The following is a 14,131-nucleotide window of genomic DNA, read 5'->3' as shown; positions in this document are numbered from 1 at the left end:
AAGGTAAAACCAATTTGATTGGTTTTTATCTCAATCCAGTAGAATTTGGACAAAAACACCTTTTTTCTAGACAATTTTTGTTCATGACCATGTTTAATTTGTTTGAACTTAAAATATTACAGTTACAATGAATGTAAAACAAATTATTTGTGGCTATACTTGCACTTTTTTAATAATGGTGCTTTTATGGGGGTGTCAATCTCACGGGAAGAATAACAAGAAGGAAGAAACTATTGACCAAAAAGTATCCAACCTTGTCAATTTGATGACGTTGGAGGAAAAAATAGCAGAACTTACTCAAGATGCACCGCCAAATAAGCGCTTGGGCATCCCGATGATGCAATATAGTGAATGCCTACATGGATTATGGTTGCCGGGGGCAACAGTCTATCCACAAGCAATTGCATTAGGATCTACTTGGGACCCAATGGCTATTAAAGAAATGTCTACTGCCATAGCTAAAGAAGCTAGGGCAGCTAACCTTACCCACTGTTATTCCCCCAATTTGGATGTCATTACTGGAGACCCTCGCTATGGAAGGGTAGAGGAGTCTTATGGGGAAGACCCCTATTTGGTCTCACGGATGGGGGTTGCTTTTATTGAGGGGTTGCAAGGAACAGGGCATCAAAAGTTTGATGAGAACCATATTTTGGCTACTGCTAAGCATTTTGTAGCCTACCCAGAAAATCGCAGAGGAATCAATGGAGGGTTCAGTGATATTTCAAAAAGACGCCTATATGAAGTACACCTTCCTCCATTTGAAGCGGCTGTGAAAGAAGCAGGTGTGGGTAGTATAATGCCAGGACATCAAGATCTAAATGGAGTCCCTTGCCACATGAATAAATGGTTGATTCAAGAGTTACTTAGGGATCAATGGGGCTTTGATGGATTTGTAGTCTCTGATAATAATGATATATCTAGGTTGCATCATATGCATTTTATTGCTGAATCTCGTGAGGAAGCCGCGGTCATGGGGTTACAGACTGGTGTAGATATGGATTTGGTTATCGGAAAAAATCCTGATGATGCAGCTTACAACATGAAGGTTTTGAAAGATACGTTGACCAATAACCCTGATTTAGAGAAATATGTGGACAATAGTGTTTCGCGAATATTGAAGATGAAATATAAACTTGGTCTCTTTGATCAGGTAAATACAGATGAAGTTAAACCTGTTGTTAGCACAAAGGAGAGTCAAGAACTGGCGTTGTCCATTGCAAAAAAAGCAGTGGTTTTACTTAAAAATGACAATGATCTTTTGCCTCTGAATGTGGAGGAAATCAAGTCTATTGCTGTGATAGGACCAAATGCCCATGAAGAAGTAAAGGATGGGGGAAAGTATACTCTTCTTGGGGGATATGCTGGAATTCCCCCCTACTATACTTCCGTATTGGATGGTATAAAACAAAAAGTGGGAGGCAAAGTAAAAGTCAACTATGCAGAGGGATGTAAACTTAAAAGTTCTTCAAAGGCAGGCTTTCCTGAAGCAATTGATGCTGCACGGAATTCGGATGTTGTGATACTGGCAATAGGAGGATCTACTGCTACTTGTGGAGAAGGAGGAGATAGAGCGGATTTAGATTTGTTTGGTGTTCAAAATGAACTTGTACAAGCTATATACGAAACAGGAAAACCTATTATAGCAGTATTGATCAATGGGCGGCCACTAACTATAAACTATATTGCAAAAAATATTCCATCAGTTATCGAAAGCTGGTATTTGGGTATGCGTAGTGGAGATGCTTTGGCCGAAGTTATTTTTGGAGATTATAACCCAGGAGGAAAATTAACTGTGTCATTCCCAAGATCAGTCGGTCAGCTTCCAGTGACTTATTTGGAAAGGCCTGATTTTGTGGGGTCTGGAAAAGGACAGTATAAGTTTACAGAAAAATCCCCACTTTTTCCATTCGGTTATGGGCTTAGTTATACTTCCTTCAAATATGATAATTTGGTTTTAGAAAAAGAGTCGATTAAAACAAATGAGAGCACGGTTGTTTCAGTGGATGTTACAAATACTGGTGGCAGGACAGGAGATGAAGTAGTTCAGATGTATGTAAAAGATGATTTTGCATCTGTTGGAAGATATAACAAAATGCTTAAAGGCTTCCAAAGGGTTACTTTGAAACCTGGTCAGACTAAAACTATAAAATTTGAATTAAATTCTGAAAATCTCTTTTTATATGATTTTAATATGAATAAGGTGGTTGAACCCGGAAACTTCACGATTTATATTGGGTCCTCTAGTCTTGAAAAGGATCTTAAAGAGATTAAGCTATCAGTTCGCTAACAAACTATTTAAAAAATATTTCGCTAAAGGTCTTCTTTATTTAGATGAAATCCTGAAGGTGAGAAAAGTTTAGGGTTATAGTAATTATATTAAGAGTAGTTCCAAGTGGAATTACTCTTTTTGTCATTTTATGAAATGATTGACATATTTATTTCTATAAATCTAGAATGTTATTTATTCTATTATTTAAATTTCATGTATTATTAAATTCAACAGAATTAAGGGGAAATAATAGCGACTGCAATTTTACATTTTTGTTATATTTATCAATGTTAATTGAGCTAATTTGCTTCAAAAATTTAGGTGCACGGGATATTTCATAAATGAAAATTAGTTAAATTCAAAATAGAAGTAGGGCAAAACCATTTACCTAATCATTGAGTAGGTAGAGTTGATCATATTTTTTTAATAACAGCATGGTATAACTTGCCAAAGTTATACCAATAGGAAGTGGAAGAGGTCGAGAAATTAGCAATGAACAAAAATAACCAAGAGAGTTTTAAATTAATGAAGAAGTTTATATTAAATGGATTGGGAAAAAATTTTACTATTAACCCTATTCCTTTAACTAAGTACATCCAATATATTTTAATATTTTGCTTTTTAACTTTTGCTTGGATTTTTCCAGTATTTGCCCAAGACCAGATAAATAATTTTCGTCATATTTCAACATCTGATGGCTTCTCGTTGAATGCCGTTAATTCCATTGACCAAGATCAAAAGGGAATGATCTGGTTTGGGACACGTAATGGATTAATGAGGTATGATGGAAAGGAACTAAAGGTGATGAGGAGGGAAAAAGGCAGTCCCGAACAATTTCGGGTCAATGATATTTATTCAATACATGTTGATAGCTCCAAGGGGATTTGGATGGGAACTAAAAGTGGTTTGAGTCTTTTTAACCCAAAAAATAATTTATCAAAGGACTTTGAGGAGGAAACTCTTTCCAAACTAGCTGTCTCCTCAAGATTCGTTCATGATATTTTAAGGGTAAATGACCATGAGGTGTGGATTGCCACTAAAAACGGAATTAATATCTATGATGAAAATAAAAAGGAGATTAGGTATTACCTACATGATGAGGCCAGGCCCACAACAATTAACTCAAGCTTTGTTACCTGTCTGTTCAAGTCTAGTAATGGCGATATATGGATTGGGACAAGGTCTGGGCTTAATAAATTAGAGGGAAGGATTGGAGATAAAGTTAATTTTAAATCCTTCAAGTTGAGTAGAGATGAGAATAAAATCCAGTTCCAGAATTATGTTTCATGCATAAAGGAAGACCATATGGGAAACTTATGGGTAGGTACACATAATGGATTGTTCTATTTTAATACAGAAAAAGAGGAAATTGAGCAATTTGGGAATAAAAAAGGACAAGAATTAACCAATGATATAATTCAAGATATTACTATAGATTATCATCAAAGGCTTTGGGTGGGAACCTATGACGGTTTGAACGTCATAGACAATAACCATAAACTCATTCGAAAGATGAAACATGATCCCAAAAAAAACAACGGGTTGACAGGTAATGATATTCGTGCCTTGTTTACTGATAACCAAGGTGGAATCTGGATAGCTACTTACTATGGTGGTGTCAATTATTGGGATGATAACCAATTGAATTTTGAATTAATTGAAGAACGAAATGGTACGCAACTAGGCTACAATGTGGTTAGCTGCTTGGAAGAGGTAAATGGACAGGAAGTTTATATCGGAACAGAGGGAGCAGGGTTAAGTGTTTTGGACCTATCTACAGAAAAGTTCCGAAATATTAATAAATTAGGTAAAGGTAACTTTATTGGATCTGTTAAAGATATTGTATTTGATGATACATACAAGCTTTGGATTGGGACATTCAACAGGGGATTAATATATCTTGATACCGAAAGTCTAAAATTTAAAGAATTTAGAGGGGGGAATTCAGATAGAACTAATTCACTTTCCACTGACCAACTTTTATCATTGGCAAAATCATCAGACGGAAAATTATGGATCGGTACTTTAAATCAAGGATTAGATCTTTTTGACGTAGAATCGAATGAATTTAGAAACTTTAATGCAGGAAGTAACAAGCCCAATATAACTAGTAATAATGTTAGGTCTCTGTTGCTTAGTCAAGAAGGTGATTTGTTCGTTGGAACAGGGGAAGGATTATGTGTTTTAAGGAAGTCAAATTATGAAAATAATACATTTGAGTTTGATTTTTTTGAAATGGAAAATGGTGGTGAAGATAGGTTATATATTCATGATATTTTTCAAGATTCTCGGGGGAACGTTTGGCTGGCAGTTCAAAACTACGGCCTGTTTAGAATAAACAGTGATAAAATAATACCGGTTAGCCTAAATGGTATTAGTAGCATATTTGCTATATCTGAAGATCATGATGGAAAACTATGGTTAAGCTCTGAAGAAGGGATCCTCTCATATGACCCAAATTCTGGCAACCAGAGAATTTATAACAGGAATGATGGTGTGCAAGCAAATGAATTTAATAGGGGAGCAAAACTATATTCGTCTGATGGAAGGATGTTTTTTGGAGGTGCATCAGGTATCGTTTCTTTTTATCCTAAAAACCTAGCAACGGAAAATAAGTATGCTCCCAACGTGGTATTGACGGGATTTAGTTTGTCTGATTACCAGTTGGAAGTGAATGATAGCACCGAAATCTTAAAAAAATCAATTGAGTATACAGACGAAGTTACTTTGGATTATGACCAAAATATCTTTACAATTAATTTTTCAATGCCAAATTTTAGTAATGCCGATAAGAACACCTTTCTTTATCGATTAAAAGGTTTGGATGATAACTGGGTACGCACGACAAATAATTTTGTGTCATTTACGATTCAGCGTGGTGGAGATTATGTATTTGAGGTAAAGGGGATCAATAGCGATGGAGTTGAAACTCAAAATCCCACTATACTTGAAATTGAAGTAAAAAGTGCTCCATGGCTAACAATATGGGCTTACATAGTATACATCACACTTTTTCTATTAGCGTTGACCGTTTTTATTTATTTCTTCAAGTCAAGATTAAGACTGCAACATAAGCTTGAACTTGAAACTCAGGAATTCATTAACCAACAGGATTTAAACCAACAAAAACTTCAATTTTTTACCAACATATCCCACGAGTTTAGAACTCCATTGACTTTGATTTCTGGGCCTTTGGAAAAACTAATTATCGAATATAAAGGACCGAGTTCTGTCTTTAGACAACTTCAGGTGATCAAAAGAAATACAGATCAACTTTTTAAGCTAATAAATGAACTAATGGATTTCCGTAAATTAGAAAGTAAACAGATGAAACTTCAAGCTGCGGAAGGAGATATCGTGAAATTTGCAAATGAAATATACCTTTCATTTTCTCAACAAGCAAAACTAAATAAATTAAGATATTCTTTTAAATCTCAACATGAGGAGATAAACGTTTTTTTTGATAGAGACAAACTGGAAAAAGTATTGTATAATCTTATTTCCAATGCATTTAAATATACGCCATCAAAAGGGAAGATTGAGGTTGCTGTATCAGAAAGTGCTGAAAAGGTTATAATTGCAGTAAAAGATAATGGCATAGGAATTTCTGCAGAACATTTAGAAAAAATTTTTGATAGATTTTATGAAATTCCAAAACAAAAAAATCCAAGTAAATTTAGGTATGGATCGGGAATAGGTTTAGCAATCGCCAAAAACGTTATGGACTTACATAAGGGAGAGCTCAAGGTTGAAAGCGAGGAGGGAAAAGGAAGTAAATTTGTAATGGAATTGAGGTTGGGGAAAGAGCACTTGGAGGATGATGAAATTATTGTCTCTTTTAAGAATAGCGAGGATATTAGCCTATATAGAAAATCGGTTGACTTGGATCAAGTCGATGAAAATGCAAATATATTCTTAGGGCAATATGAAAGTTTAGAAAAAGAAGCAAATATACTTATCGTTGATGATAACCAAGATATTTGCCAATTTATATATAATTCCTTGAAAGAACGTTATAAAGTATCCATAGCTGAAAATGGTGCCTTAGGCTACCAAAAGGCACTTTCTGAACAGCCAGACCTAATTATCAGTGATGTTATGATGCCAGTAATGGACGGAATTGAGTTTTGTGAAAAAGTAAAATCAGATATACGCACAAGTCATATACCATTTATATTATTGACCGCTCGGACTTCTTTAGTATATAAATACAATGGCTTGGAATCAGGAGCAGATGAATATTTAAGCAAACCATTTGAGTTGAAAGAATTACTGTTAAAATGCAAAAATATCATTAATACTCAGAAAAAGTTAAAGGAAAAGATTGTAGAGTCAGGGGAATTTCAACCCTCGGAAGCTGCTGTAAATTCCAGGGACGAAGAGATGATGAATGGAGCCATTCAGATTATTAAGAATAATCTTAAAAACGAATTTTTTGATATTCAGACTCTGTGCGAAGAGTTGGGGGTAAGTAGGTCATTGCTGTTTACAAAGTTTAAGGCGTGGACTAATCAGACACCTAATGACTTTATTTTAGGAATAAAAATGAAAAAAGCTGCTAGTATTATTGAGAAAGGAAATATTAATGTATCTGAAGTGGGCTATCAAATTGGATTTAAAAATCCCAACTATTTTTCAAAAGCATTTAAAAAATACCATGGATTAAGCCCAAAGGCTTACGCCCAAAAGTTTAAAGAAAGTTTGGGTATTTGACAATTTGGCGAGTGAGTTTTTTTATTTTTAGATTTATTTAATTATTTGAATATTAGTCAGTTATAATTATTTTGTGTACTATTTGACCATAATTGTGGACTTTTTTTTCATTCTAATTTTTTAAAATTGATCAATTGCTTCAATATACTCCTAAGAGATATTCATTTAAATTATTTGTCATTTATAAATTTGACAATTTTTTAAGAATCCTCTTGATATAATGGAAGCTATGTCATTTGTGAAAACTTTACCCGAATAACCATGATTTTAGAAAAGAAAATTTTAACAAGTTCCATTAATAATTCATCTCGAGTTCCTAAATATCAACAACTGGCAGATTTGCTTATTCAAGAAATTGAAAATGGTACTATTCAAATTGGAGAAAAATTGCCTTCGATAAGTGAACTACAAGAAGATTCAGGCTTGGCCAGAGATACGATTGTTAAAACTTTTAATTTTTTAAGGGAAAAAAAGATTGTAATTTCTGTGATGAGTAAGGGCTTTTACGTGGCTAGGAATGTTAATTTGACAAAAAGCAAGGTCTTAATAGTCCTAAATAAGCTTAGCAGCTATAAGCTTAAACTTTTTCATTCGTTTGTAGATGCTTTGGGAGGCAATTACCAAGTCGATATGAGAGTTCATCATTGTAATGCAGAGTACCTGATGAATATTCTTGAAGAAAATAAACTTGCATATGATCATTTTGTGGTAATGCCCCATTTCCGTCATTCATCGGAAAAGATGAATGACGCAATTAAATACCTTCAAAATATGCCTGCAAATAAGCTGTTACTCATGGATAAATTTCTGCCTGAAATCAATAGTAGTGTTCCATGTATCTATCAAAATTTTGAAAATGACATATATCATGCTTTGAATGAAGTAGCAATTAAATTGAAAAAGTATTCAAAGGTTACACTGGTTTTTCCAGAAAACCCCATTTACCCATATCCTAAAGAAATTAAAATGGGTTTTATAAAATTTTGTAAGCAGGCAAAATTGAATTATGAAATTATAAATAAGATATATGATGATATGGAATTTCAATCCAATGATGCCTATGTCATTATTGATGAGGAGGATTTGATTCGGTTTTTACAACAAGTAAAAGATAATCAACTTATTTTGGGGAAAGACATGGGAGTTATTTCTTACAACGACACCTCTTTAAAAGCGGTACTGGGAATTTCAGTAATGACAACAGATTTTGAAATAATGGCAGATTCAGCTGCTTATATGATTGCAAAGGAAAAAGTTGAAACAGTTCCTAATTATTTTAGTCTGATTGACAGAGGAAGTATCTAATCTAATCTCAAAATTTTTAGCAAAGTTTAATCATTATGAACAATGTTTCTCACCTCTTCTATGGGATAGCTCTATTAATTTTTTGTGGATGTAAGTCTAGTTTCAAAGAAAAAAGTAATACAACTACTTTAGATAATCCTAACGTTTTATTTATAGCAGTGGATGATTTAAATACATGGTTAGGGTGTTTGAAAGATTATTCCAACACCAAAACTCCAAATTTAGACAAACTTGCTTCCCAAGGTATTTTGTTCTCAAATGCACACTGTCAAGCCCCTCTTTGTGGCCCCTCTAGAGCATCGATTATGACCGGACTCCGTCCCTCTACTACAGGGATATATGGGATGATACTGGATGAAAAAATTCGGTCTGATAATCCCGCGACTAAGGATATAGTATTTCTCCCAGAATATTTTAGGGAAAGTGGTTATTACACGATGGGGATCGGTAAATTGTTTCATGACCATGCACCAGATGGTGTTTTTGATGAGTCGGGAGGTAGGGTAAAAGGGTTTGGTCCTTTGCCAAAAGAAAGGTTTGTTTGGGATGGTTTTGGTAATTCGGACCGTGAACATTATGGTCGCACAAGTACCGATTGGGGAGCATATCCAGAACAGGATGATATGATGCCTGACCATCAATCTGCCAGCTGGGTGATAGACCGGCTTAACAAAAAGTATGATCGACCTTTTTTTATTGGATTGGGCTTTTTGAGACCACATGTACCCCTTTATGTACCTCAAAAGTGGTTTGATCTACATCCTTTAGAAGGGATTGAAGTACCCCCATATCGCTCAGATGATCTAGAGGATATTCCAGAAGTTGGGCTTAAAATAAATGATTTGCCCATGATGCCCTCTACCAAATGGGCCATGGAGAACGGGGAATGGAAAAAAATAATTCAAGCCTATTTGGCCTGCGTGAGTTTTGTAGACCACCAAATCGGAAGGGTACTTGAAGCGCTTGAAAAAAGTAAATATGCGGATAATACGGTAATCGTTTTATGGTCTGATCATGGATATCGTTTAGGAGAAAAGGGAACCTTTGCCAAACATGCATTATGGAATCCTGCTACAAATGCGCCTTTAATGTTCAAAGCACCAAGCCTATCAAGAGGCAAAGTAATTAATGCACCAGTGGAAATGCTGGACATTTATCCTACTTTGTTGGATTTGTGTGGTCTTGATGCTTACGGAAAAAATGAAGGAAAGAGTCTGGTACCCCTGATGAAAGGAGAAAATAATGGTACCGGCCAAATGGCCATTACCACTTTTGGAATGAATAACCATGCGGTAAGGACAAAAAATCATCGATATATTCAGTATGAAGACGGCTCAAAGGAGTTTTACGACCTTATAGCAGATCCCAATGAATGGATAAATCAAGCAAACAACCCCAAATATGCCGAAATAGTCAATGATTTAAAGGCAAGTTTACCAAATAATAATGCAAAATGGGATGAAAATTCCTCCTATAAATTCCAGCCCTATTTTGTGGAACAAAAAGCCAGGACCAGTAAGCGTTAACATGATTTATTCTGATCCCAATGGAAAGAAAAGTGGATTCAAAAAGCTAAAAAACATCAATAAAGTCAAGTAACTCGAAATATAGCGTGACAAAAGTATGAAGTTAACAAGGTATGTATCTGTATTAATTATGCTACTAATGGGAGAGGGAGTTTATGCCCAAACTACTGTTCCTATTTATAAACAATCCAACATGGAGGTTGATAAACGGGTGACTGATTTGCTTGGGCGTATGACCCTTGAAGAAAAAGTAGCCCAAATGCGAATGTTTCATGCCCAAATAGGAGTAGAACTCAATGAGCAGGGAGAACTGGATCTTTCTGAAAAAGTGATTCAAAAATTAAGTATAGGCGTAGGTGGAATAAAAAATCCGGGGGAGCATTTATCTCCCGAAAAAGCGGCTTTATTAAATAACAAACTTCAAAAATATATTATAGAACATAACCGATTGGGTATACCCGCTTTCTTTGTGACGGAGTCCTACAACGGGGTCGATGCTGAAGGGTGTACAAGTTTTGGACGGCCCATCAATATGGCTGCCACATTTAACCGAGAGCTAGTCAATAGCGTCTATGATGCAGTAGGGAGGGAAGCACGCTTGCGAGGTCTACACCTTACTCATTCGCCAGAGGCGGATATTGTTCGGGATCCACGCTTTGGGAGAATGAGTGAGGCATTTAGTGAAGATACTTACCTAACCACGCAAATGATCATCAGTGCAATTACGGGTTTACAAGGTGGTTATGATGGATTGAATGCTACACATATAGGAGCAGTGGCCAAGCATTTTGCAGGATATGCACAAGTATCTGGAGGAACTAATTTTGCCTCCATCGAAATTTCTCCAAGGACCCTAATTGATGAGATTTTTCCTCCATTCAAGGCAGCTGTTCAGGAGGCCAATACCCTTGGAATAATGGCATCACATGGGGATATTAATGGGGTGGCGAGCCATGCCAATCCTTGGCTACTGACAGAAGTGCTTCGAGAACAGTGGGGTTTTGAAGGTTATGTAGTTTCTGATGCCAATGACATTGGTAGATTACATTATTTCATGAAAGTGGCCGAAACCCCAGAAGATGCTGCTATTTTGGGCTTAACAGCAGGAGTGGATCTGGATCTATATGCGGAGGATGCCTATGCGTTGCTGCCTGAAATAATCAAGGAAATGCCAGAAATTGAGGGGTATATTGACCAGTCTGCGGCCAGGGTATTAAGAACCAAATTTATCCTTGGTCTATTTGATGCTCCCTTTATTGAGTTAGAAAAGGTAAGTACCGCTGTAAGATCCAAACATCATTTGACCTTGGCCCAGGAAGCCGATCGGGAGTCGATTATTTTATTAAAAAATGAGAGGGTATTACCATTATCAGCCCAAGAACCTCAGAAAATTGCCTTGGTAGGGCCCTTGTTAGGAAAAGAAGTGAAAAAACAGTTTCAAGCCATTGCAGGGAAAGAAATTGAATTTATTGAAAAAAAGGGGTTTGATTTGACCAATGGCGTACGGGATGTTCCCCAATTGATGTCCGGTGAAGAACAAAGAAAGGGAATTGAAGAAATCGTTAAAAGCAGTGTGGAAGCCGATGTGGTGGTCGCCTTTGTAGGTGGAGATGAATTTACAGCTAAGGAGGGATTTTTTAACAATGCTCTTGGCGATCGGGACAATATTAATCCTGTAGGACTTCAGGATGAGTTGATTGAGGAGCTTAAAAAACTTGGAAAGCCTTTGATTGTAGTGTTAAAGCACAGAAGGACACTTTCGATAAATGCATTTAATGAAAAAGCTGATGCTATTCTGGACTGTTGGGATCTCAGCGAACAGGGGAATTATGCGCTAGCAGAAGTGCTTTTTGGAAAGGTAAATCCTTCCGGTAAGCTTCCCGTCACCGTGCCCCTTTCTATTGGACAATTTCCCTTTCATTACAGTCAAAAGGAAATCAATTACAAAAAAGGCTACCTGTTTAATGAAAACAATCCTTTGTACCCTTTTGGGTATGGCCTAAGTTATACAACCTTCGGTTATTCCCCCGTCAGACTTTCTAATACTGTATTACATGATGATACGTCCATTAAGGCTACCGTTAAGGTGACCAATACGGGTAAACGAAGAGGTAAAGAAACTGTGCAACTCTATATCAAAGATCTGATTGGTACAGTGGTACGTCCCATGCAAGAACTAAAGGGGTTTAAAAAAATAGACCTGAAGCCAGGAGAGAGTCAAGAGGTTACCTTTGAAATTAAACCTGAAATGCTGGAGTATACCGGTTTAAATATGAAGAAAGAACAAGGGAAAGGGGAGTTTGAACTCCGAATAGGTAGTTCCTGCCAATCTTTTCAAGCAGTGAATTTTATGTTTGAATAAACCAAAGTTGTTGAATAAAATGAAACTTATTCACCTCTTCACAGTGAATGGAAGTACTTCTATTGATTATCAGATAAATAGATATTGAAAAATAGTGTTTTATCTCTTCGAAAAGGGAATACAAATGAGGTTTCCCGGTTGATAAAAGATCATTGTTTTAATTCTTATCAAAAAAGATTATGTCATTCTCCATCAATGTCAGAATTCCCGTTTTGGAAAGGCTAAGTATAGTATTCTTGCTTTTCATTGGTTTTAGTTGCGGCCAATCTGGAAGGTCCCTTAATGAGCTGCATAACAATAAAAGAAAAACAGTCTTGTCAAGGCCCAATATCCTATGGTTGGTCACGGAAGACATGGGACCCTATATAGCTCCCTTTGGCGATTCTACCGCGTACACCCCTAATTTAAACCGCCTGGCCAATGAAGGGGTTATTTATCCCAACTTATATTCTACATCGGGAGTATGTGCTCCCAGTAGAGCAGCCATTGCCACAGGCATGTACCCTTCAAGTATTGGAGCCAATCACATGCGGACCAATTCATATAATGAAGAGGTGGGAATTCCTAAATATGAAGCAGTTCCAGGCCCAGAAGTGAGGATGATCAGTGAATGGCTGCGTGAGGAAGGTTATTATTGTACCAATAATTATAAGGAGGACTACCAATTTAAGGCACCAGTAACTGCTTGGGATGAAAGCGGTCCATATGCCCATTGGCGAAACAGGACAGAAGGCCAGTCTTTTTTTTCGGTAGTTAACTTTACGGAAACCCATGAATCAGGACTGTTTGATCCTTATGGGTTTCGGCACATAGAGACCAGGCATTACTATGCTGGGGATACCAGCTACAAGTGGGCTGATGGTAGAATGGACGAAGAAGAAACACCTGTTCACATCAGCAAGGATACTGAATTTCCTATTCCCCCATATTTACCTAGCACCCCTGTTGTGAAGCGGGATATGTGGAAAATGTATAATAATATCTCTGAGATGGATCGGCAATTGGGGGCCGTTTTAAAACAATTGGAGGAAGATGGATTGCTGGAAAATACCATTATATTTTTTTATGGTGACCATGGAGGTCCATTACCCCGGCAAAAACGGCTGATTTATGATTCAGGACTGAATACTCCAATGATCATCCGTTTCCCCCATTCTCGCCGGGCAGGCTCAGAAGATAATCAACTGATCAGCTTTGTTGATTTTGCCCCCACCCTATTGTCCTTGGTGGGCGTAGCGCCAAAGGATTATATGCACGGAAGGGCTTTTTTGGGAGATTATCAGGCCAATGAGGAAAGACAATTTATCCATGCTGCAGCAGACCGCTTCGATGCCTATACGGATGCTATTCGCGCGGTAAGGGATAAGCAGTATAAATACATTAGAAATTTTCGCCCACATCAAGGGTATTACCTTCCCATATCCTATCGGGAGGAAATCCCTACTATGAAGGAAATGTTGAGGTTAAGGAAAGCAGGAGAATTAGATCCTGTTCAAGCCCAATGGTTCCGCGAAAGCAAACCCAGAGAAGAATTATATGACTGTGTTACGGATCCTCATGAACTCAATAACCTGGCGGAAGACCCAAAATACCAGGATAAACTCCAGATATTGAGTCATGAACTGGATAGGTGGATACAGGAAATCGGTGACCAGCCAAATTTACCTGAAAATCAATTGATCAATCAGCTTTGGGAGGGCCAAAATACTCAACCAAAAACAGAGGCCCCTTTGGTGAAAGTGGAAAATGGAGAAATTAGGATGAGTAACAACACAGAAGGAGCTTCTATCGCTTATAAAGTAATGGACAAAAAAGGTCGAAAATCTCAAGTATGGAGATTATACCATGGGTCAATAAAAGTCCCCAATGGATCTAAAATAATGGTAAAAGCTCACCGAATAGGGTATAAGCCCAGTGAATTGGTAGAGGTGCTCCTTGATCAATGAAACTTAAGTA

6 protein-coding genes are annotated in these 14,131 nt (G+C 36.9%); all 6 read left to right on the top strand.

The annotated features are described in order from the left end of the window. The first annotated feature begins 127 nt into the window (after positions 1-127). The 6 genes from JL001_RS21915 to JL001_RS21890 all read left to right on the top strand — a co-directional run bounded on the left by JL001_RS21915 (position 128) and on the right by JL001_RS21890 (position 14,121). Complete coding sequence (locus JL001_RS21915; protein WP_200979944.1) at positions 128-2,287, top strand: beta-xylosidase; 2,160 nt, start codon at positions 128-130, stop codon at positions 2,285-2,287. Between the two features lie 450 nt (positions 2,288-2,737). Continuing rightward, complete coding sequence (locus JL001_RS21910) at positions 2,738-6,982, top strand: two-component regulator propeller domain-containing protein (protein WP_200979943.1); 4,245 nt, start codon at positions 2,738-2,740, stop codon at positions 6,980-6,982. A gap of 261 nt (positions 6,983-7,243) precedes the next feature. Next, positions 7,244-8,287: a GntR family transcriptional regulator gene (locus JL001_RS21905; protein WP_200979942.1), complete on the top strand. Its 1,044-nt coding sequence runs from the start codon at positions 7,244-7,246 to the stop codon at positions 8,285-8,287. 35 nt (positions 8,288-8,322) lie between these two features. Next, complete coding sequence (locus JL001_RS21900; RefSeq protein ID WP_200979941.1) at positions 8,323-9,813, top strand: sulfatase; 1,491 nt, start codon at positions 8,323-8,325, stop codon at positions 9,811-9,813. Positions 9,814-9,910: 97 nt separating this feature from the next. Next, positions 9,911-12,175 (top strand): glycoside hydrolase family 3 N-terminal domain-containing protein, encoded by a 2,265-nt coding sequence (locus tag JL001_RS21895; protein WP_236252939.1) that lies wholly within the window; start codon positions 9,911-9,913, stop codon positions 12,173-12,175. 179 nt (positions 12,176-12,354) lie between these two features. Then, positions 12,355-14,121 carry a sulfatase gene (locus tag JL001_RS21890; RefSeq protein ID WP_200979940.1) on the top strand — a complete coding sequence of 589 codons (1,767 nt, stop codon included), beginning with the start codon at positions 12,355-12,357 and terminating at the stop codon, positions 14,119-14,121. Positions 14,122-14,131 lie beyond the last annotated feature (10 nt).

It is taken from the genome of Echinicola sp. 20G, assembly GCF_015533855.1.
GTDB lineage: Bacteria > Bacteroidota > Bacteroidia > Cytophagales > Cyclobacteriaceae > Echinicola.
The sequence above is the reverse complement of the archived record's forward strand: the minus strand, read 5'-3'. Positions and strand labels throughout refer to the sequence as shown.